22 protein-coding genes and 1 tRNA gene are annotated in these 21,107 nt (G+C 62.5%); 9 read left to right on the plus strand and 14 right to left on the minus strand.

What is annotated here, in order from left to right; translation table 11 throughout:
• Window positions 1-329 precede the first annotated feature (329 nt).
• On the plus strand, window positions 330-695 hold the full coding sequence (locus M5G11_RS24265) for an SMR family transporter (RefSeq protein WP_273910495.1): 366 nt from the start codon (window positions 330-332) through the stop codon (window positions 693-695).
• Complete coding sequence (mdtI, locus tag M5G11_RS24270) at window positions 689-1,018, plus strand: multidrug/spermidine efflux SMR transporter subunit MdtI (protein ID WP_273910496.1); 330 nt, start codon at window positions 689-691, stop codon at window positions 1,016-1,018. Before M5G11_RS24265 ends, mdtI begins: the two co-directional genes overlap by 7 nt.
• Window positions 1,019-1,254: 236 nt before the next feature.
• Here the strand turns inward: mdtI and M5G11_RS24275 are convergent, their stop codons facing one another.
• The 5 genes from M5G11_RS24275 to M5G11_RS24295 are packed head-to-tail and all read right to left on the minus strand — an operon-like array spanning window position 1,255 to window position 5,496.
• The gene (locus M5G11_RS24275; RefSeq protein ID WP_273910498.1) at window positions 1,255-2,448 is read right to left on the minus strand and encodes a methyltransferase; all 1,194 of its coding nucleotides are present in this window, start codon (window positions 2,446-2,448) and stop codon (window positions 1,255-1,257) included.
• 60 nt (window positions 2,449-2,508) lie between these two features.
• Complete coding sequence (locus M5G11_RS24280) at window positions 2,509-3,198, minus strand: ABC transporter permease (RefSeq protein WP_273910500.1); 690 nt, start codon at window positions 3,196-3,198, stop codon at window positions 2,509-2,511.
• Window positions 3,195-3,890 (minus strand): ABC transporter permease, encoded by a 696-nt coding sequence (locus tag M5G11_RS24285; RefSeq protein WP_273910501.1) that lies wholly within the window; start codon window positions 3,888-3,890, stop codon window positions 3,195-3,197. Before M5G11_RS24285 ends, M5G11_RS24280 begins: the two co-directional genes overlap by 4 nt.
• Before the next feature lie 57 nt (window positions 3,891-3,947).
• Window positions 3,948-4,709 (minus strand): ABC transporter substrate-binding protein, encoded by a 762-nt coding sequence (locus M5G11_RS24290; protein ID WP_273910502.1) that lies wholly within the window; start codon window positions 4,707-4,709, stop codon window positions 3,948-3,950.
• Between the two features lie 13 nt (window positions 4,710-4,722).
• Window positions 4,723-5,496 (minus strand): ABC transporter ATP-binding protein, encoded by a 774-nt coding sequence (locus M5G11_RS24295; RefSeq protein ID WP_273910503.1) that lies wholly within the window; start codon window positions 5,494-5,496, stop codon window positions 4,723-4,725.
• Between the two features lie 614 nt (window positions 5,497-6,110).
• Here M5G11_RS24295 and gabP point away from each other — a divergent pair.
• On the plus strand, window positions 6,111-7,505 hold the full coding sequence (gene gabP / locus M5G11_RS24300; protein ID WP_273910504.1) for a GABA permease: 1,395 nt from the start codon (window positions 6,111-6,113) through the stop codon (window positions 7,503-7,505).
• Window positions 7,506-7,573: 68 nt separating this feature from the next.
• Here the strand turns inward: gabP and M5G11_RS24305 are convergent, their stop codons facing one another.
• The 9 genes from M5G11_RS24305 to M5G11_RS24345 form a co-directional block, all read right to left on the minus strand.
• Window positions 7,574-7,864, minus strand: a complete 291-nt coding sequence (locus M5G11_RS24305) for a type II toxin-antitoxin system RelE/ParE family toxin (protein WP_273910506.1) — start codon at window positions 7,862-7,864, stop codon at window positions 7,574-7,576.
• A complete protein-coding gene (locus tag M5G11_RS24310; RefSeq protein ID WP_273910507.1) occupies window positions 7,833-8,090 on the minus strand; it encodes a CopG family ribbon-helix-helix protein in 258 nt (85 codons plus the stop codon). Before M5G11_RS24310 ends, M5G11_RS24305 begins: the two co-directional genes overlap by 32 nt.
• 209 nt (window positions 8,091-8,299) lie before the next feature.
• A complete protein-coding gene (locus tag M5G11_RS24315; protein WP_273910508.1) occupies window positions 8,300-8,731 on the minus strand; it encodes a hypothetical protein in 432 nt (143 codons plus the stop codon).
• An 88-nt stretch (window positions 8,732-8,819) separates the two neighbouring features.
• Window positions 8,820-10,442: a methyl-accepting chemotaxis protein gene (locus tag M5G11_RS27770; RefSeq protein WP_273910523.1), complete on the minus strand. Its 1,623-nt coding sequence runs from the start codon at window positions 10,440-10,442 to the stop codon at window positions 8,820-8,822.
• Between the two features lie 229 nt (window positions 10,443-10,671).
• A complete protein-coding gene (gene ppk2, locus M5G11_RS24325; RefSeq protein ID WP_273910509.1) occupies window positions 10,672-11,646 on the minus strand; it encodes a polyphosphate kinase 2 in 975 nt (324 codons plus the stop codon).
• A 250-nt stretch (window positions 11,647-11,896) separates the two neighbouring features.
• Window positions 11,897-11,972, minus strand: a tRNA-Phe gene (locus M5G11_RS24330).
• Window positions 11,973-12,062: 90 nt separating this feature from the next.
• Window positions 12,063-12,335, minus strand: coding sequence for an oxidative damage protection protein (locus tag M5G11_RS24335; RefSeq protein ID WP_273910511.1), 273 nt, complete (start codon window positions 12,333-12,335; stop codon window positions 12,063-12,065).
• On the minus strand, window positions 12,332-13,399 hold the full coding sequence (gene mutY, locus M5G11_RS24340) for an A/G-specific adenine glycosylase (RefSeq protein WP_273910512.1): 1,068 nt from the start codon (window positions 13,397-13,399) through the stop codon (window positions 12,332-12,334). The genes M5G11_RS24335 and mutY overlap by 4 nt, the downstream gene beginning before the upstream one ends.
• Complete coding sequence (locus M5G11_RS24345) at window positions 13,396-15,627, minus strand: AsmA family protein (protein WP_273910514.1); 2,232 nt, start codon at window positions 15,625-15,627, stop codon at window positions 13,396-13,398. The genes mutY and M5G11_RS24345 overlap by 4 nt, the downstream gene beginning before the upstream one ends.
• 318 nt (window positions 15,628-15,945) lie before the next feature.
• Between M5G11_RS24345 and M5G11_RS24350 the strand changes: the two genes are divergently transcribed.
• From M5G11_RS24350 to hisF, 6 genes are all read left to right on the plus strand, one after another.
• Window positions 15,946-17,604, plus strand: a complete 1,659-nt coding sequence (locus tag M5G11_RS24350) for an OFA family MFS transporter (protein WP_273910515.1) — start codon at window positions 15,946-15,948, stop codon at window positions 17,602-17,604.
• Window positions 17,605-17,863: 259 nt separating this feature from the next.
• Complete coding sequence (gene hisB / locus M5G11_RS24355) at window positions 17,864-18,457, plus strand: imidazoleglycerol-phosphate dehydratase HisB (protein ID WP_217978415.1); 594 nt, start codon at window positions 17,864-17,866, stop codon at window positions 18,455-18,457.
• Entirely contained in the window at window positions 18,457-19,095 is a 639-nt protein-coding gene (gene hisH, locus M5G11_RS24360) for an imidazole glycerol phosphate synthase subunit HisH (RefSeq protein ID WP_273910518.1), read from the plus strand. The genes hisB and hisH overlap by 1 nt, the downstream gene beginning before the upstream one ends.
• Window positions 19,095-19,355, plus strand: a complete 261-nt coding sequence (locus M5G11_RS24365) for a DUF2164 domain-containing protein (protein ID WP_273910519.1) — start codon at window positions 19,095-19,097, stop codon at window positions 19,353-19,355. The genes hisH and M5G11_RS24365 overlap by 1 nt, the downstream gene beginning before the upstream one ends.
• A 42-nt stretch (window positions 19,356-19,397) precedes the next feature.
• Window positions 19,398-20,135 carry a 1-(5-phosphoribosyl)-5-[(5-phosphoribosylamino)methylideneamino]imidazole-4-carboxamide isomerase gene (hisA, locus tag M5G11_RS24370; RefSeq protein ID WP_273910520.1) on the plus strand — a complete coding sequence of 246 codons (738 nt, stop codon included), beginning with the start codon at window positions 19,398-19,400 and terminating at the stop codon, window positions 20,133-20,135.
• 10 nt (window positions 20,136-20,145) lie between these two features.
• Window positions 20,146-20,916 (plus strand): imidazole glycerol phosphate synthase subunit HisF, encoded by a 771-nt coding sequence (hisF, locus tag M5G11_RS24375; protein ID WP_273910522.1) that lies wholly within the window; start codon window positions 20,146-20,148, stop codon window positions 20,914-20,916.
• Window positions 20,917-21,107 lie beyond the last annotated feature (191 nt).

Below are 21,107 nucleotides of genomic sequence, written 5' to 3' on the forward strand. Positions count from 1 at the left end.
GGGCAAGACGGTATCTACACAGGGCGAAGAGCGGTAAATATAATTTACGAACCTTTCACCAGCCTTTAAGGGCTTTCTCCTGTAGAACGAACAAGAACCGGCAAATTTAATTAGACTCACTCTATCGATTTGACTTAGTCGATTCCCTAAGCTAATTTGTTGTCCATTATGTTGAACACTCAAGCGTTACCGCACCTCACCTCCCGCCTCGTCTCCCGTGAACGTTACTGGACCGGCGACCTCTAGCTCCTCCCTTCCGGCACTCAGCCTTCGGCACTGACGCCCGCCCGTTTTTGCCCGACTTTTCGTACCGCCCATGGGAGGGCACCATGCGTTCCTGGATTTATCTGTTCATCGCCATCGTCGCCGAAGTGATCGGCACCGCCTCGATGAAATTCCACGTCTCCGACTCGCCGCTGCTCAGCCACGGCCTGATGTACGTGATGATCGGCCTGTCCTACGGCTTCCTCGCCCTCGCGGTAAAACGCGTACCGCTGGGCGTCGCCTACGCACTCTGGGAAGGCATCGGCATCGTGCTGATCACCCTGGTCAGCGTCACCTGGCTGGGCGAAACCCTCGGCCTGCTCAAGGCCCTGGGCCTGGGCGTGATGATCGCCGGCATCCTGCTGATCAAGTCGGGTACACGCAGCGCCAAGGCCGTTCGTGAAACTGAACGGGAGGCCCTGCCATGCTGAACACCAACCTGGTCCCCTTTGCCTGGCTGGCCCTGGCCATCGTGCTGGAAGTGCTCGCCAACCTGCTGCTCAAATACTCCGACGGCCTGCGCAAGCGCCTGATCGGCCTGGTCTCGATCCTCTGCGTGCTCGGCGCGTTCACCGCGTTGGCCCAGGCAGTACGGGACATCCCGCTGTCGATGGCCTACGCCATCTGGGGCGGTTTCGGCATCCTCGCCACGGTGGCCATGGGCTGGGCACTGTTCGGCCAGCGCCTGGCCGGACGCGGCTGGCTCGGCTTGCTGCTGCTGGTCGGCGGCATGGGCCTGTTGAAGCTCGCCTGAACCCCGCTTTGAAGCCTGTTTAGCGCGTTTTGTTCAATCGCTTATGCACAAGGCACATGCCAACGATGCGCCTTGTGCAACGGCGAGCGACAATCTGTACGCGTTTGCGCAAATGGCTGTTTTTTCTGATGTTTAAACATGAACAAAATTTAACCAAGCCATTACAGCCCTTGGATCCATTAAATCTCAAGGCTCGCGCGCAATTCTGCCCACAGAGTTATCCACAGCTTGAAGGCCTAAATGCGCTCGGCAAGCAGTAGCAAATTGCGTGGGGTAAGGGGGTAGGGGCAGAAGGTGCCGAGCCGCACGCTGTAACCCTGTTCTTGCAGGTACAGCGCGCGGTCCAGCACCAGCCACAGCTCCAGCGGCCGGCGGAACAGGTTGCGCACCCGCTCAAGGTTGCGCACCTGCGCGAGGCGCAATTGCCCGGCCGCTTCCAGCGCCGCCCAGTTGGGTGACGTGTCGAGTGTCAGCCCCTTGAGTTCGGCCAGGTCGCGGCAGTAGTCGGCGAACGTCTTGTTCAGCCAGCTGCTGGGCAGCGAGGGCGTCGGCAGGTAGTCGTCACTGTGGCGCAGTTGGCGTTGCAGCAGGTCGAAGCCAAGCCTTCTCGCCATCGACTCATCACGCTGACGTCGAACGCGGCTGCCGGCAGTGACGGTCTCGCTCAGCGGCAGGCCGAGGTCATCAATCGACAGGGTCAGCGCCGAACCTTTCGCCGCTGTGGATAACGCCTGGTACTGCGGGCCGCGCGTGCGGTTGTAGCAGCACGGCGCAATCGCCAGCTGGCGGCAGCCGTTGGCGCTGGCCAGTTGCATCAGGCGTACATGCAGGTCGCCGCACGCATGCAGGGCCACCGGGGTATGCGTGGCGTTCAGTTGCAGGGCGGCGGAATCGGCCATCACGTCCTGTAGGCGGTGCTGCGCTTCAAGCTGATGATGCTCGCTGAGCTGCTGGCCGGCCTCGACCAGCGCCGGGTCGAACTCCAGGCAGGTTAGTTGCTGCGCAGGCTGCAACAGGCGTCGCCCCAGGTGGCCTTTGCCGGAGCACCAATCCAGCCAGTGCGCAGGGCGCTGGGCGAAATCCAGGTGCGCGCCGAAGGCTTCGATCTGCGCCCACTTGCGCCCAGGTACATCGACGTTCAGCCGTGCAGTCGCAGGGCTCAGTTCGACTGTGGATAACTCGCCAACAGCCGCCAGTTGCGCAGCCTGCGCAGCGATCTGTGGATAAGGTGCCGGGGCATCGAGCGGATCAAGCGTCGCCTCAGCTTCTTCCAATGATCGCCCGCGCAGCCAGGCTGCCAGCGCGGGGTGCTCGGCTTCCCAGGGCAGGTGCAGGGAGGTGAACGGACGCGGCCGCCACAGCCCCTGATGGGCCAGCAGAAAACGGTCCAGCGCCTGGAATTGGCTGAGCAACGGGTCGAGGTCGGTCATGGAATAGAGGGGGGGATGAACGGGGTTGGCGCCAGTCTGCGCCAACCCCGTCGGCCAGGTCTAGCGACCTTGGCAGGCATCCACGCGCAGCCAGCGTTCCAACTGCTTGAAGCCCTGCACCAGCAGGAACGAGATCAGCAGGTAGAACAGGCCCGCCGCGAAGAAGATCTCCACCGGCAGGTAGGTGCGGGCAATGATGGTCCGCGCCATGCCGGTCAGTTCCAGCAGGGTGACGGTACTGGCCAGGGCGCTGGCCTTGAGCATCAGGATCACTTCGTTGCTGTAGGCCGGCAGGCCGATGCGCGCCGCGCGCGGCAGCATGATGTAGATCAGCGCCTTGGTCTGGGACATGCCCAGCGCCCGCGCCGCCTCGATCTCGCCCCGTGGGATGGCCTGCAGGGCACCGCGCAGGATCTCGGCGATGTACGCGGCCGTGTGCAGGGTCATGGTGAACACCGTGCACCAGAACGGATCGCGCAGGTACGGCCAAAACGCGCTGCTACGCACGGCTTCGAACTGCGCGAGGCCGTAGTAGACGAGGAACAGCTGCACCAGCAGCGGCGTGCCACGGAAGAAGAAGATGTAGCCGAAGGGCAGGGCGCGCACGTACCACAGGCGCGACGAGCGGGCGATGCCCAGCGGGATCGCCAGGATCAACCCGGCGATGACCGCGATGGCCACCAGTTCCAGGGTCAGTGTTGCGCCCTGGAGCAGGCGTGGCAGCCACTTGATGATGACTTCCCAGTTCATTGGTTCGGCCTCGCGAAGCCGCGAGCGGCGCGTTTTTCCATGAAGTGCATGCCGGTCATGGCCAGCACGGTCAGGCCCAGGTAGATCAAGGCGGCGACCAGGTAGAAGGTGAACGGCTGCTTGGACACGGTCACGGCGATTTGCGAGTGACGCATGATTTCTTCCAGGCCGATCACCGACACCAGCGCGGTGTCCTTCATCAGGATCATGAACAGGTTGCCCAGGCCAGGCAGCGCAATGCGCCACATCTGCGGGAGGATCAGCTTGGAGAAGATCCGCCCTTTCGACAGGCCCAGGGCCAGGCCCGCTTCACGGTGGCCCTTGGGGATGGCCAGGATCGCGCCACGGAACACTTCCGTGGCGTAGGCGCCGAAGCACAAGCCCAGGGCGATCACGCCCGCTGCAAAGGCATTGAGCTCAAGGCCGGGAATATTCAGGGCTTCGCCCAGCCGGTTCATCAGGCTGACGGTGCCAAAGTAGATCAGCAACACCCACAGCAGTTCGGGCACGCCGCGAACCAGGGTGGAATAGAACCCGCCCAGCCATTGCAGCGGTTTGTACGGCGAGGTCTTGGCCAGGGCGCCAAGCAGCCCCAGCACCAGCCCGAGCAACAGGGCCGACAATGCCAGTTTGACGGTCATCAGTGTGCCGGCCAGAAGCGCCGGACCGAATCCGTAGAGATCAATATTCATGGGCAGGTTTGTTCAAGGGACCGGCAACGCCGCAGGGGCGCTGCCGGTCGGGGCGAATCAATAGATGCTGAACGGGAAGTACTTGTCGTTGATCTTCTTGTAGGTGCCGTCGGCAACGATTTCCTTCAGTGCGGCATTCAGCTTGTTGCGCAGTTCGTTGTCACCCTTGCGCACGGCGATACCGACCTTGTCGCTCTCGTTGACCGGCTCGCCCTTGAACTCGTAGTTCTTGCCCGCATCGGACTTCAGCCAGTCGTAGTTGGCGTACTTGTCGGCCAGCAGCGCATCAACGCGACCGGAAGTCAGGTCCAGGTAGGCGTTTTCCTGGGTGTCGTACAGGCTGACCTTGAACTTGTTGTCCATGCCGCCGTGATCGTCCAGCCAGATAGCGGCCTGGGTGGCGCGCTGGGTGCCGAGGGTCTTGCCGACCAGCGACTTGTCGTCGGTCTTGAAGTCGACGTTTTTCGGCGCGATGAACTGCTGCTTGTTGGAGTAGTACGGGTCGGTGAAATCAACGGCCTGCTTGCGCTCGTCGGTGATCGACAGCGAGGAGACGATGAAGTCGAACTTTTTGGCGTTCAAGGCCGGGATGATGCCGTCCCAGTCGGAGGTGACCACTTCGCACTCGATTTTCATCTTGGCGCACAGGGCGTCGCCGATGTCTTTGTCGAAGCCGACGACCTGGCCGCTGGCATCCTTGTTGTTGAACGGCGGGTAGGCCGCCTCGATGCCCATTTTCAGTTTTTCCGCAGCCATGGCGTTGGCTGAGAACACCAGGGTGGCGGCAGCGGCCAGGAGGACTTTCTTGTAGTTCTGCATGCGTGTTGCTCCGTTAGCGGTTGCTGGACATGAATTGTTTGCAACGTGCCGAGTTCGGGTTTTCGAAAACCTGTTGCGGCGTTCCCTGCTCTTCCACCAGGCCCTGGTGCAGGAAGATCACTTCACTGGACACCTGGCGGGCAAAGTTCATTTCATGGGTCACTAGCAGCATGGTCCGGCCTTCGTCGGCCAGTGCGCGAATCACGCTGAGCACTTCCTGGACCATTTCCGGGTCGAGCGCCGAGGTCGGCTCGTCGAACAGGATGACTTTCGGGCGCATGGCCAGGGTACGGGCAATCGCCGCCCGCTGCTGCTGGCCGCCGGACAGTTCGGCCGGGTAGCTGTGGCGCTTGTTGTGGATGCCGACCTTGTCGAGCAGCGCTTCGGCCGCTTCGATGGCCTCGGCCTTGCTCTGGCCGAGTACCCGGCGCGGCGCCTCGATGATGTTGTCGAGGATGCTCATGTGCGGCCAGAGGTTGAAGTTCTGGAAGACGAAGCCGATCTCGCTGCGCAGGCGGTTGATCTGCTTGTTGTCGGCGGCGATCAGCTCGCCGTTCTTCGCGGGCTTGAGCTTGAGTTCTTCACCCGCCACCAGGATCTGGCCCTGGTGCGGGTTTTCCAGCAGGTTGATGCAGCGCAGCAGGGTGGACTTGCCGGAGCCGGACGATCCCAGGATGGAGATGACGTCGCCATCGCAGGCGGTCAGGGAAATGCCCTTGAGAATCTCCTGCTCGCCGTAGCGTTTGTGCAGGTTGCGGATTTCCAGCGCGGGCGTGGCCTCAGCCATGTGCGGTCCTCATGTGTTCTGTGCGCTCCTGCTTGTTGGCCGCCTTCCTGGCGAGGCGCCACGCTAGCATAGCGCTCGGACGACAGCCAACAACGTAGGACGGGCCAAGTACCTGGCAGGTGGGCGGGTGTCGCATCGCTACAGTGGACTGTCGCGCGGATGTCCGCTCACCCCTGTTTCCAGGGCGGGAGCCTTGATGAAAAAAGGCGCGATGGTGCCATTTTTGGCCGCTGCTGGAAAGGCGTATTTGACCGCAGGTACAGGAACAGCCTGTGTCGGTGGCAGTGGGTTGCGCCGAAAGGGTTGCACCTAAAAGGCCCACAAAACGTCAGGGGGTGTTACCGATGGGCGAAATCGGTGCACCCGTCGGCATTTGTAAGTGAGTATTTCAGTAAAGCTTCCATTTGTGCCAAGGTTAAGGGGCTTTCGGTCAGCGCATGGCCGAAAGCGCCGTAAGCCTTGCTGCACGCGGGTGTGGGAAATTTCGAACGAACGGTCGTCCATCTGGCGCAGTTCTTGCCATTTCATTCCGCCACAGGACGTAGCAGCACCCCTCACGAGGGGGTGACGAGTTTCGTAGCGGGATGAACGCCATTCTTTGCAAAGGTAGTTTTATGAGCGGTACGCACAATTCCAATGACCTCGCTCAGGGGCTCAAACAGCGGCATGTGACCATGCTGTCGATTGCAGGTGTTATCGGTGCCGGGCTGTTCGTCGGTTCCGGCCACGCCATCGCCGAGGCTGGCCCGGCCGTCCTCCTGGCCTATGCTGCGGCCGGTACCCTGGTGGTGCTGGTGATGCGCATGCTGGCCGAGATGGCCGTCGCTTCGCCGGATACCGGCTCCTTCTCGACCTACGCCGACAAGGCCATCGGCCATTGGGCCGGCTTCACCATCGGCTGGTTGTACTGGTGGTTCTGGGTGCTGGTGATCCCGCTGGAGGCCAACGCGGCCGCGACCATCCTGCATGCCTGGTTCCCTGACGTGGCGATCTGGGCGTTCACCCTGGTAATTACCTTGCTGCTGACGGCCACCAACCTGGCCAGCGTGAAGAACTACGGTGAGTTCGAGTTCTGGTTCGCGCTGCTCAAGGTGGTGGCGATCATCGGCTTCATCATCCTCGGCCTGGCGGCGATTTTCGGCTTCATGCCCAACAGCCAGGTCAGCGGCGTCAGCCACCTGTTCGACACCCAGGGCTTCATGCCCAACGGCATGGGCGCGGTGCTGGCGGCGATGTTGACCACCATGTTCTCGTTCATGGGCACCGAGATCGTCACCATTGCCGCGGCGGAATCGAAGAACCCGACCAAGCAGATCACCAAGGCGACCAACTCGGTCATCTGGCGGATCTTCCTGTTCTACCTCGTGTCGATCTTCATCGTCGTGGCCCTGGTGCCGTGGAACCATGCTTCGCTGGCCGAGGTGGGTTCCTACCAGACCGTGTTGCAGATGATGGGCATCCCGAACGCCAAGATCATTGTCGACATCGTTGTGCTGATCGCGGTCACCAGCTGCCTGAACTCGGCGCTGTACACCTCTTCGCGCATGCTGTTCTCGCTGAGCAAGCGTGGTGATGCACCAGCGATGGCCCAGCGCACCACCTCCAGCGGCACGCCGCATGTGGCGGTGTTGCTGTCGACGGCGGCGGCGTTCCTGACCGTGTTTGCCAACTACGTGGCGCCGGCGCAGGTGTTCGAGTTCCTGCTGGCCAGCTCGGGTGCGATCGCGCTGCTGGTGTACCTGGTGATTGCCGTGTCGCAGTTGCGCATGCGTCGTCAGCGCATGGCGCGGGGCGAGACGATTGCCTTCAAGATGTGGCTGTTCCCGGGCCTGACCTGGGCGAGCATCGTGTTCATCGTGAGTGTGCTGACGCTGATGGTGATCCGCCCGGACCACCGCGCCGAGATCGTTGCCACCGGCTTGCTGAGCATCGCCGTGGTTGCCGCGGGCCTGCTGGTTGCGCGCAAGCGCAAGGCCGAAGGCGCGGGGCGTGTGGTGCTGGACAACTGATGGGTTAGTCTCGACCGGCAACAAAAAAAGGCCGCGCTCCGATGGGATCGCGGCCTTTTTGTTGCTGGCTACCAGTCGCCGGGGCGTTCGAAACGCTGATGGAGGATGCGCAGTACCTGGATCTGCTGGCCCTTGAGCCGATAGGGCGCCACAAACGGCAGGTTTGTGAACACCAGCTCCCTGATGTCGGGCACAGGAGAGGGCCGACCTGCGCCGGGGAAGTGGGAGAGAAGCTCGAGGGAATTGAGCAGGGTACGGATCACCTGATCGGCCGTCTTGATGCCGGTCTTGCCCACGTAATGCTGGTAAATCGACCCGAGGTCGCTTTCAGCCTTCCCGGTCAGCGCAATCTTTGCCACGGTTTGCCCACTTTGCCTGGATCTCGGAAAGGTCGGTCAGGTTGCCTGCATCTGCATCGTCGATGCCTTCGGCAATGGCCTGTACATGCCAGGACTCTGCCTCCACATAGCGCAGCAGGGCGCGCTTGAGGTGATATTGGCGGTCGCGGTCGGTGGCGGCTGCCAGCGCATCGAGTTGCTGGGCGAGGGATTCTTCGACACGAAAGGACAGAACCGGGGAAGCCATGTCTACGCTCCAGGGAGGTGTATACGTTGTAAACAGCAAGATGGAGGTTAGAGTGGGTCCGGCGTGGGGGTCAAGGCGAAGGGGATGTACGGTGGCGGTATATATCTGCTGATCATGTAGGGCTTTTCAAGACCCACGCTACCACCCTCTCAGTGTGGGTGTGGGAGCCGGCCTTGCCGGCGATGGGCTGCAAGGCAGCCCCGGAGGCCTCAGAACTTCTTCTGTTTCGAGACAATCTCGGACGCCGTGACATAGGCATCCTGGAACTCGTCGCTTTCCAGCCAGGCCATGGCCTCTTCTTCCTCGGTGCCGTCCAGCCATTTGCGGTAGGCGCACAGCACTTTGCAGATGTAGTCAGTCGAGTGCTCTTCGCTGTGGCCCTTGAGCACCAGCGCCAGCAGCGGGTCCACCAGGAACACCGCAATCGTCGCTTCCAGGCTGGTGTCCTTCGCCGCTTTCATTTTCTCGAACAACGCGTCATAGCTGCCCGAGGCCATCGCCTTGTCGAACACCTGGTCGACGCTGGCGCTGGAGCTCTCGCCGCCGCCCTTGACCGCCTGGCCGCTACGCACCATGCGGTTCTGCCGCGCCTTGGTGGCGGCGCGCTTGGCGCGTTTCTGTTGCTTGGTATTAGAGGCCATGGGTGAATCCTTGTGGTCAGACGGGCAAAATTTTGCGTATTGAATCGCAGTTGGCCGGCAAACCCAAGCACCCATCGACAAGCACCCCTCAGAATCGGAACTTCGCCACCATCGCATTCAGGTCCACCGCCAGGCGCGACAGGTCCTGGCTGGCGGCGCTGGTCTGGTTGGCACCCGCCGACGTCTGTGTCGACAAATCGCGGATGTTCACCAGGTTGCGGTCCACTTCACGGGCCACCTGGGCCTGCTGTTCCGACGCGCTGGCGATCACCAGGTTGCGCTCGTTGATCGCGCTGATTTCCCGCGCGATCACTTCCAGCGCGTCCCCCGCCGCCTGCGCCACCTCCAGGGTGCTGCCGGTGCGTGCGTTGCTGCTGTGCATGGCCGCTACCGCACGTTGGGTGCCGGTCTGGATGCCGTTGATCATCTGTTCGATTTCTTCGGTGGACTGCTGGGTGCGATGGGCCAACGCGCGCACCTCATCGGCCACCACGGCAAAGCCACGCCCGGCATCACCGGCCCTGGCCGCTTCGATGGCGGCGTTCAGTGCCAGCAGGTTGGTCTGGTTGGCAATCGAGCCAATCACCTCAAGCACCCGGCTGATCTCGGTGACGTTGTCAGCCAGTTCCTCGACCTCCTTGGAGGTGGCGCTCACATCGCTTGCCAGGTGCTGGATCGACTCCAGTGCCTGGGCAACCTGGCCACGACCATGCTGGGTGGTCTGGTTGGCGTCCTGGGAGGCCTGGGAGGTGCTGACCGCGTTGCTTGCCACCTCTTCGACGGCGGCGGTCATCTGGTTGACCGCAGTGGCTGCCTGCTCGATCTCGTCGCTTTGCTGCTGCAGGCCACGGTTGGTGTCTTCAGTCACCGCGTGCAGTTCTTCAGAGGCGGATGCCAACTGGTCGGAGGCCTTGGCGATCTGCTGCAGGGTGTCGCGCAGATTGTGCTGCATGCGTTGCAGCGCGGCCATCAGCAACGCGGGCTCATCGCGGCCCTGGTAGGTGATGTCCTGGCTCAGGTCGCCACTGGCCACCCGTTCAGCCACCCGCACCGCTTCGCCGAGCGGCTGGACGATGCTGCGGGTCAGCAGCAGCGCGGCGGCAATCATGGTGGTCAGGATGATCGCCAGCGCAGCAAAGGCCACGACGAAGGCTTCGGCCGAGGTTTCGCTGCTGTGCAACGAGGCGCTGTTGGCGCCTTCGGAGTTGAACCGGATCAGCTTGTTCAATGCCGCCATCATGGCGTCGGCAGCCTGGACGTTGGGTCCGTTGACCAGTTGCTGCGCATCGTCCAGGCGGTCGTCGAGGACGGCCTTGAGGATGTCTGCCTGCTGGTTCTGGTAAAGGCTGTAGGCAGCGTTGAATTGATCGAACAGCTGCTGGTCTTCGGCGTTGAAGATGGTTTTGCGGTAGGCCTCCAGCTGCGCCGGGATCTGCTGGTAGATGCTTTCGATCTGCGCCACGCTGCGCCGTCGCTGGTCGCCATCGCGCAGTTGCAGGCTGTTGGAGGTGAGCGCCCGGCCACTACCCAATTGGGTGCCTATCTCACCCAGGGCGAGCACTGCCGGCAACCAGACTTCTCTGATTTCGGTCGTTGCGGCGTCCATCTTGCGTGTCTCGAAAAGTGAGGCCAGACCCATGGCCAGCACCAATGCTGCGAGGAGGGTAAAAATGCAGCCCGCACGTCGCCCTATCTTGAGAGTCCTCAACATGTCCTGCTCCTTGATGGCCAGCGCCGGGCCACTCAAACGAGGGTAGATGACCGTTGATGTCATGCTGATATCAATTGTTACCATCTATGTTTCGTCGAGCAGGAACAGGTTATTGCGGGTGTAGCCGCTGCCGTAAGGCTGCGCTCGCCTGCAACGCAGGCGCATAGGGGGAGCCCTGCGGACTCCAGCGCAGCCTGACGGCAGCGGCTACCTCAGCGTGCAAACAGGGTCAGGCCGTTTCGTCCTCCTCGAACCCCCGCGAAGCACGCCCGACCAGCAACGGATCCGGCTGATGCGCCACCCGCAGGTTCTTGTCCGGGTAGTCCAGCGAATGCAGGAAGTGGCGGATGCAGTTGATCCGGGCGCGTTTCTTGTCGTCGGACTTGATCACCGTCCACGGCGCATCGGCGGTGTCGGTGTGGAAGAACATCGCTTCCTTGGCAGCGGTGTACTCGTCCCACTTGTCCAGCGACTTGATGTCGATGGGCGAGAGCTTCCAGTGCTTGAGCGGGTCGTCGCGGCGCGAGATGAAGCGGCGCAGTTGCTCTTCGCGGTTCACCGAGAACCAGAACTTGAACAGCAGGATCCCGCTGTTGCACAGCATGCGTTCAAGGTCGGGGGCCTGGCGCATGAACTCCAGGTATTGCAGCGGTGAGCAGAACTCCATCACCCGCTCGACGCCGGCGCGGTTGTACCAGGAGCGGTCGAAGAAGACCATTTCCCCCGACGTCGGCAAGTGCTGGATATAGCGCTGGAAGTACCACTGGCCCTTCTCCTGCTCGGAAGGCTTCTCCAGTGCGACGATGCGCGCGCCGCGCGGGTTCAGGTGCTCCATGAAGCGCTTGATGGTGCCACCCTTGCCGGCCGCGTCACGGCCTTCAAACAGCACGACGATGCGCTGGCCGGTTTCCTTGGCCCAGTTCTGCACCTTGAGCAGTTCGATCTGCAGGTCCTGCTTGGCCTTCTCGTATTCGGCGCGGCGCATGCGGTTGCGGTAGGGGTAGCTGGCCGGCAGATGCGCCGACGTGCTGTCTTCATTGGTGCCGCGCGGCGCCGAGGCAACCTTGAGGGCGGCCGGTTGCGGGCTGACCACGGCAAGCTCCTGCTTGACCTTCACGGCCGGCTTGCGCGCAGCGGCCCGGCGCGGGCGAGGTGCTTCGGGGGCAAGCTGTGGCTGGGGGAGGGCGGTGGAATCTTCAGTCATTGAAAGGGCCTGTGTCTGCTAGCGAATGTCCACCTTGCAGCTTAGGCGCGCTGCAAGGTGGCACATTGACACGTATCAATAGCCGAGTCGGTCGTATCTATCTGCCGCGTTCGCTGGCGCAGATTGCGCGAAGCCCATTCCGGGCAAGCCGTGAGGTGTGTGCGGCTGGACCAGGCCATGGCGTAGCGGGCACTTTTCCCGGCGCAAACAAAAAACCCCTGAATCTTTCGATTCAGGGGTTTAGATGTTTTGGTGCCCGGAGACGGAGTCGAACCGCCGACACGTGGATTTTCAATCCACTGCTCTACCGACTGAGCTATCCGGGCAACGAGGCGCATTAAATAGAATTTTCAGGGTACCGTCAAGCAAGTATTCAAAAAAATTTTAATTAATACCGTCGCTTACGGTTTTCCGCCCTATTCGCTAGGTGGAACGTAACCTTCGGCCTGCGCGTACTCTTCACCGGAGAAGAACTTGTCCATCTCGCCCTGGAGGAATTTGCGGTCCTCGGCGTTCATCATGTTCAGGCGCTTCTCGTTGATCAGCAGGGTCTGGTGCTTCTGCCAGTCGGCCCAGGCCTTCTGCGAGATGTGATCGTAGATCTCCTGGCCCTTGGCGCCCGGGTACGGCGGACGCTCAAGGCCTGGCAACTCTTCTTTGTACTTGCGGCACATTACGGTGCGGGTCATGACGACTCTCCTGCATTCAAAACGTCGGCCGCGCGTTTCAGCAGCTTCTTGACCGGGGCAGCAAGGCCCAGGCGCGGCGGGGTGGCGAGGTTATACCAGAGCCAGTCGGCCTCGGCCACGTGCGTGCCCGGCTGGCCGACACGCACCAGCCACGGCTCGATGGCCAGCTGGAAGTGGCTGAAGGTGTGGGTCAGGCCGCTGAGCGCCTCGGAACGCTCCAGCTGCAAGCCATGCTGGTCGACCAGGTCATCCAGCTGCTCCAGGCTGTCGAGCTCCGGCAGGCTCCACAGGCCGCCCCACAAACCGCTGGAAGGGCGCCGGTAAAGCAAGATGGCACCGTCGTCGTTGGCCAGCAGCGGCATCAACGTACGACGTTGTGGCAGTTCTTTGCGCGGCTTGGGTATCGGGTAGCGAATTTCCTGGCCGAGCATGTGCGCCTCACAGCCCCGTTGCAGCGGGCAGATCAGGCAACTCGGCTTGCTGCGGGTACACAGCGTCGCGCCCAGGTCCATCATCGCCTGGGTGTAGTCGTTCACCCGGCTGTGCGGGGTGTAGCGCTCGGCATTGGCCCACAGCGCCTTGGCCACTTTCGGCTCGCCGGGGTAACCCTCCTGCGCGGTGTAGCGGGCCAGCACGCGCTTGACGTTGCCGTCGAGGATCGGCGCGCGCAGGCCCATGCTGATGCTGGCCACCGCCCCGGCCGTGGACAAGCCGATGCCCGGCAGCTCGGTGAGCTTCTCGACGTCAGGCGGGAACTCGCCGCCATACTGCTCGACGACGATTTTCGCGGTCTTCTGCAAATTGCGCGCGCGGGTGTAGTAGCCCAGCCCGGTCCACAGGTGCAGCACTTCATCTTCCGGCGCCGCGGCCAGGGCCTCGACGGTCGGCAGGGCGTCCATGAAACGCCCGAAGTAATTGAGCACGGTGCTGACCTGGGTCTGCTGCAACATGATCTCGGAGACCCACACCCGATACGGCGTGATGCCCTGTTGCCAGGGCAGGTCGTGACGGCCATGGCGGTCGAACCAGTCAAGGACGGCGCCGGAGAACTGCTCGGGACTCATCGTTTGAACAGCCCCTTGAGCGCGTCTTTGAGCTCAGGGCTGACCTTGTCGCCGAGTTTCTCTTCGAGCTTCTCGTTGATCCGGTTGCCCAGGGCCTGGCCGGCCAGTTTGCCGACGCCATCCTTGTCGATGCGGCAAGCCTTGGCGCCCATTTCCAGCGGGCCACGGCAGCGCAGCGGGAATTCCAGGCCGGCAAAGCGTTCATTGACCTGGCAGGCCGGGTCGGGCATCTCGCGCTTGTCACCTTCGATGGTGACACCGACGCGGTAGTCCATGCCCAGCACGCGCAGGTCGATATCGCCGTTGCCCTTGAGGGCCAGGCCAGGAATGCGCGCGCGCAGGTCCGGGTTGCTGGCGACGCCATTGCGCAGCACCAGGCTGCCCTTGAGCTCCTGGAACGGCGTGTCCTTGCCGCGCGGCTCGCCGCTGAGCGACTTGCGATTGAGCGTGGCGATGCCCTGGCACAGCTGTTGTTCAAGGTTGGCATTGACCAGCACGCCGTCATTGATGACGAAGCTGGCAGTGCCGTTGAGGGTATCGACCAGGGCCTTTTGGCTGTTGCCGTTGGCGGTCAGGTTGCTGTTCAGGGTGAGCAGGCCCTTGACCGGCGGGGTGTCGGTCTGGCTCTTGATGAAGTGCTCGACCGGCACGCGGGTGACCTTGGTGTTCAAGGCGATCAGCGGCACGGCCGGGCGTACATCGAGGGTGCCCTTGGTTTCAAACTGGCCGGCGTACAGGCCGCCACTCAGCGTTTCCAAGGTGACCAGACCGTCCAGGCCGCTGGCCTTGAGGGTCGCGTCGTGGATCGGCAGTTTCTCCAGGGTCAGCACGCCGAAGTTCAGGTCTGCTTGCACATCGAGGGCGCGCAGGCGGTCCACTGGCAGCAGCTTGTCATTGCTCCAGGCGGTCTGGGTCGGTGCATCCGGCAGCGGCGAAGTGCCCGGGCCGGCAACTGCACCCGCTTCCTTCTGCTGCACTTCGGCCTGGCGCGCGGCGGTAGTGCCCTTGGCCGCTTCGCTCTTGGCCGGCAGATAACGGTCGGCGTCGAACTTGTCGGCCTTGAGCTGAACGCGCAGCGCCTGCTTGGCGAAGTCTTCGACGGCCAGGCGGCCGGTGAAGGCGCTGTCGTCGAGCTTGATTGCCAGGTCTTCCAGGGCCAGGCGGTTGTTGCTGCCGTCCAGGCGGCTGACCAGCTCGAACTTGCCCAGGGTGGTCGCATCGGCCATCGGTGGCAGCACCACGCCCACGCTGTCGAGGAACTTGCGCAGGTCGAGCTGGGCGATGGACAGGCCGCCGGTGAGCTTGGGCTCTTTGTCCAGGTCGCGCACGTTCAGTTCGCCCAATGCGCGCAGCTGGTTGGCGGAGACCTTCAGGCCATTCCATTCGGCAACGTTCGCGGCCATGTCGACCAGCAACTGGCCCTGGGCGGCGAAGGTCATGGTCTTGCCTTGCAGCGGTTCGCCCGAGGCTTCGCCGCTGAGCTTCATGTCTTCGAACTGGTAGCGCTTGAGCGCGCGATCAAAGCGCAGCTCGCCGTTGAGTTCGGTGCGAGCCTTGACCACCGGGGTGCCGACGCTGAAGAAGGCGGTCATCTTCAGTGGGATGTTCACGCCTTCGTGCACGGCGCCGGTGCTCAGCTGGATGCTTTCGGCGGTGAGCGTCTGGCCGTTGCGCGCGTCGGTGTACTGCACGCGGGCGTTGTTCACGGTCAGGCTGTCGATATCCAGTTTGACTGGGCGTTCGACGGTCGCCGGTTTCTCCGTAGCGGCTGGCGTGGCGTCAGCCGGTGCGGCGCCTGCGACCACGCTCGTTTCGCCAGCCGGCAGCGGCTTGCCGATGTCTTCCCAGTTGCCGTGGCCGTGCTCGTCGCGTTCCAGGGTCAGGTTCAGGCCCTCGACGCGCACGTCGCTCATCTGCACTTCGCGGCGCAGCAGCGGCAATACGCGCACCGACAGACCGAGCATCTGCAGGTCGGCAAACGGTACTTTCGGATTCTTCAGGGTGGCGATGCTCGCCTCGTGCAGTTCCAGCCCCAGCCAGGGGAACAGGCTCCAGCCGATATCACCGTTGAGCGTCAGCTCGACGTGGGCCTTGTCGCGTGCCAGCTGGCGGATCTCGTCTTTGTAGTCGTTGGGATCGAAGAGGTGGGTCAGGGCGAAGCCCAGAGCCACAATGATCAGCAACAGCCCGAGAATCACCAGCCCCAGGATTTTGCCGAACGCTTTCATGGGCGAGTCCTTGTAGTCCGATTTCTAAAATTAAGCCGCAGAGTATAGCGCCGTGCGTTTGGCCGCTGACGGATCTGTCTTCAGCTGTTGCGAATTCCTACACAGAACAGCAGATCAGTTGGCGTGAAAAGCACGGTGTCAGGGGGCGCTCATCCGACAACGCAAATGCTACTCTTGCGCCGTTCTCGGGTCTGGCTGCGGCGAATTGCCGCGCGCGAGGGCCGATTGCCCCTATAACGACTCGCTGCCTGCGTGCGCCAAAGTCGAGGGCGTCGGTTCGATCTGGGTGCCAACCAACTCTACGAGGGATAACAACAAATGAGCAGTATCACGGCGGGAGCGGTGCCCAGCGCGCCTGGCTTTTTGTCCAAGGAGCGCATCGTAGCGCGAGCAGGGTTCAACCGCTGGCTGGTGCCGCCGGCGGCCCTGGCCATTCACCTGTGTATCGGCATGGCCTATGGTTTTTCGGTGTTCTGGCTGCCGTTGTCCAAGGCGGTCGGCATCACGGCCCCGGTCGCGTGCGCAGCGGACATGAGCTTTGTCACACAGGCGTTCTCCTCGACCTGTGACTGGCCGATCTCGATGCTTGGCTGGATCTACACGCTGTTCTTCATCTTCCTCGGTTGCTCGGCAGCCATCTGGGGCGGCTGGCTGGAACATGCCGGGCCGCGCAAGGCCGGTGTGGTGTCGGCGGTGTGCTGGTGCGGTGGCCTGCTGATCTCGGCATTCGGCATCTATCACCACCAGATCTGGCTGATGTGGCTGGGTTCCGGGGTGGTTGGCGGTATCGGCCTTGGTTTGGGCTATATCTCGCCGGTCTCGACCCTGATCAAGTGGTTCCCGGACAAGCGCGGCATGGCCACCGGCATGGCGATCATGGGTTTTGGTGGCGGCGCGATGGTCGGTGCACCGTTGGCAGCCGTGCTGATGAACCACTTCGCCAGCCCTGAGGGCGTCGGCGTGTGGCAGAGCTTCGTGGTGATGGCGGCGATCTACTTCGTGTTCATGATCGGTGGTGCCCTGTCGTACCGCGTGCCGCCAACCGGCTGGAAGCCTGAGGGCTGGACCGCGCCGGTGAAACGAGCCAGCAACGCGATGATCACCCACCGCCACGTGCATGTGAGCGTGGCGTGGAAAACCCCGCAGTTCGTGCTGATCTGGCTGGTGTTGTGCCTGAACGTGTCGGCCGGGATCGGCATCCTGGGCATGGCCTCGCCGCTGTTGCAGGAAGTGTTTGCCGGCAAGTTGCTGGGCAACGACCTGACCTTCAGCCAACTGGACGCCGCGCAACTGGGGCAGATCGCCGTGATCGCGGCGGGCTTCACCGGCCTGCTCAGCCTGTTCAACATTGGCGGGCGGTTCTTCTGGGCGTCGTTCTCCGACTATATCGGGCGCAAGAACACCTATTTCGCTTTCTTTGCCCTGGGCTTTGCCTTGTACGCGCTGGTGCCGAACATGGGCCACCTGGGCAACATCGCGCTGTTCGTGGCGGCGTTCTGCATCATCCTGTCGATGTATGGCGGTGGTTTTGCGACCGTGCCGGCGTACCTGGCGGATCTGTTCGGTACGCAGATGGTCGGTGCGATCCATGGTCGTCTGCTGACCGCCTGGGCGGCGGCGGGCGTGCTCGGGCCGGTGCTGGTGAACTACCTGCGCGAGTATCAGCTGAAGATTGGCGTGGAACGTGCGGCGGCCTATGACATGACCCTGTACATCCTCGCCGGCCTGCTGGTGCTGGGCTTTATCTGCAACGCGCTGGTGCGTCCGGTGGCCGACAAGTACTTCATGACCGATGCCCAGCTGGCGGCCGAACAGGCGCTGGGGCACGACAAGGGTGCTGACAGCAGCACGGTGCTGGAGTGGAAAGCCTCGGCGGGCAGCAAGCCGCTGGTGATCGCCGCCTGGCTGGCGGTGGGGGTTCCACTGGCGTGGGGTGTGTGGGTGACCCTGCAGAAGACGGCAGTGTTGTTCCACTAAATCTGTAGCCGCTGCCGCCAGGCTGCGCTCGCCTGCAACGCAGGCGCCGCCTTTGGGAGCCCTTCGGGCTCCAGCGCAGCCTGTCGGCAGCGGCTACATTGATTTGTGTAATAGAGTTGCGCTCACAGGCAACCGATTCTGCCAATTCCTACCTCAATGGCAGGTAATTCCCCTGCCACATGTCATGTTCGTTTCAAGCCGCGCGCTTCTAGGCCTATAATGGTCACCTTTTTCGCCCAATGATTTTGCGGAGCTGGTGATGGTCGAACGTACGGCTAGCGTCGAGCGCAATACTCTGGAAACCCAGATCAAGGCCTCGATTAACCTGGATGGCAGCGGCAAGGCCCGATTCGATATCGGTGTACCTTTCCTCGAGCATATGCTTGACCAGATCGCCCGACACGGGCTGATCGACCTGGATATCGAGTGCAAGGGCGACCTGCATATCGACGATCACCATACTGTCGAAGACGTCGGCATCACCCTCGGCCAGGCATTCAACCAGGCCATCGGCGACAAAAAAGGCATCCGTCGCTACGGCCACGCCTATGTCCCGCTGGATGAAGCACTGTCGCGCGTGGTCATCGACTTCTCCGGCCGCCCAGGCCTGCAGATGCACGTGCCCTACACCCGCGCCTCGGTCGGTGGCTTCGACGTCGACCTGTTCCAGGAGTTCTTCCAGGGCTTCGTCAACCACGCCAACGTCAGCCTGCACATCGACAACCTGCGTGGGCACAACACCCACCACCAGATCGAGACCGTGTTCAAGGCCTTCGGCCGCGCCCTGCGCATGGCCATCGAGCTGGACGAGCGCATGGCCGGGCAGATGCCTTCGACCAAAGGTTGCCTGTAATGCAGACCGTTGCCGTTATCGACTATGGCATGGGCAACCTGCACTCGGTAGCCAAGGCCCTGGAGCACGTCGGCGCCGGCAAGGTGCTGGTCACCAGCGACGCTGCGGTCATCCGTGAAGCCGACCGCGTGGTGTTCCCAGGTGTTGGCGCGATCCGCGACTGCATGGCCGAAATCCGCCGCCTGGGCTTTGACAGCCTGGTGCGCGAAGTCAGCCAGGACCGTCCGTTCCTCGGCATCTGCGTCGGCATGCAAGCGCTGCTTGAACACAGTGAAGAAAACGACGGTGTCGACTGCATCGGCCTGTTCCCGGGCAAGGTGCGCTTCTTCGGCAAGGATCTGCACGAAGACGGCGAGCACCTGAAGGTGCCGCACATGGGCTGGAACGAAGTCAGCCAGGCGGTTGACCACCCGTTGTGGCACGACATCCCCGAGCGCGCCCGTTTCTACTTCGTGCACAGCTACTACGCCACCGCCGGCACGCCGGGCCAGGTGGTCGGTCGCGGTCACTATGGCGTCGACTTTGCCGCAGCGCTGGCCGAAGGCTCGCGCTTTGCCGTGCAGTTCCACCCGGAGAAGAGCCATACCCATGGCCTGCAACTGTTGCAGAACTTCGCTTCGTGGGACGGTCGCTGGTAATGGGCAAGTCCAGGAGCAAGCCGCCGATTCTCACCCTCGCACCCGAACAGGAACGCGAGGCACTCGACAAGCTCAAGCGCTTCCTCGAAGACCGCTTCGAGTTGCAGCTGGGTTCGTTCGAGGTGGCTGAAGTCCTGGAGCTGTTCACCAAAGAGATTGCGCCGCACTACTACAACAGGGCGATTTTCGATGTGCAGAGCCACCTCAAGGAACGGTTCGAGAGCATCGAAAGCGACCTGTGGGCGCTCGAGAAGAACTGACTTCCCGAGCAACACTGTTTACCGAATAGACAGGTTTTCCAGATGCTGATTATCCCCGCTATCGATCTCAAGGACGGTGCTTGCGTACGTCTGCGCCAAGGCCGCATGGAAGATTCCACCGTATTCTCCGATGACCCGGTGAGCATGGCCGCCAAATGGGTTGAAGGGGGCTGCCGTCGCCTGCATCTGGTCGACCTCAATGGCGCCTTCGAAGGCCAGCCGGTCAATGGCGAGGTGGTTACCGCCATCGCCAAGCGCTACCCGAACCTGCCGATCCAGATCGGTGGCGGTATCCGCTCGCTGGAAACCATCGAACACTATGTCAAAGCCGGCGTAAGCCACGTGATCATCGGCACCAAGGCGGTCAAGCAGCCCGAGTTTGTCGCTGAAGCCTGCCGCGCCTTCCCGGGCAAAGTGATTGTTGGCCTGGACGCCAAGGATGGCTTCGTTGCCACCGATGGCTGGGCTGAAGTCAGCAGCGTGCAGGTCATCGACCTGGCCCGGCGTTTTGAAGCCGATGGCGTGTCCTCGATCGTCTACACCGACATCGCCAAGGACGGCATGATGCAGGGCTGCAACGTGCCGTTCACCGCCGCACTGGCCGCCGCCACGAAGATCCCGGTCATCGCCTCTGGCGGTATTCACAACCTGGGTGACATCAAGGCTTTGCTCGACGCCAAGGCGCCGGGGATCATCGGCGCCATCACCGGCCGGGCGATCTACGAAGGCACCCTGGATGTGGCCGAGGCGCAAGCCTTCTGCGATAGCTACAAAGGCTGAGGAGACCGCCATGGCCCTGGCCAAACGCATCATCCCTTGCCTGGACGTCGACAACGGTCGAGTGGTCAAGGGCGTCAAGTTCGAGAACATCCGTGACGCCGGCGACCCGGTGGAAATCGCCCGTCGTTATGACGAGCAGGGTGCCGACGAGATTACCTTCCTCGACATCACGGCCAGCGTCGATGGCCGTGACACCACGCTGCATACCGTCGAGCGCATGGCCAGCCAGGTGTTTATCCCGCTGACCGTGGGCGGTGGCGTGCGCACCGTGCAAGACATCCGCAACCTGCTCAATGCGGGCGCGGACAAGGTCTCGATCAATACTGCGGCGGTGTTCAACCCGGAGTTTGTGGGCGAGGCGGCAGCGCATTTCGGCTCGCAGTGCATCGTCGTTGCCATTGATGCGAAGAAGGTCTCGGCGCCGGGCGAAACGCCGCGCTGGGAGATCTTCACCCATGGCGGGCGCAAGCCGACCGGGCTGGACGCGGTCGAGTGGGCGAAGAAGATGGAAGGCTTGGGGGCGGGTGAGATCCTGCTGACCAGCATGGACCAGGACGGCATGAAGAACGGCTTCGACCTGGGCGTGACCCGGGCGATCAGTGATGCGCTGGGGATCCCGGTAATTGCCTCGGGTGGTGTGGGCAACCTGCAACACCTGGCGGACGGGATTCTGGAAGGGCATGCCAGTGCTGTGTTGGCGGCGAGTATTTTCCACTTTGGCGAATACACCGTGCCTGAAGCCAAGGCCTATATGGCACAGCGCGGGATTGTGGTTCGCTGAGATAAAGCGGGGGCCGCTTTGCGGCCCATCGCTGGCAAGGCCAGCTCCCACAGGGTTTTGTGGTGCAAGGCAAGGCCAGTTCCCACAGGGTTTTGTGGTGCAAGGCAAGGCCAGTTCCCACAGGGTTTTGTGGTGCAAGGCAAGGCCAGCTCTCACAGGGTTTTGTGGTGCAAGGCGAGTGCACATGGTGC

The sequence above is a fragment of the Pseudomonas fontis genome, assembly GCF_028656955.1.
GTDB classification, from domain to species: Bacteria; Pseudomonadota; Gammaproteobacteria; order Pseudomonadales; family Pseudomonadaceae; genus Aquipseudomonas; species Aquipseudomonas fontis.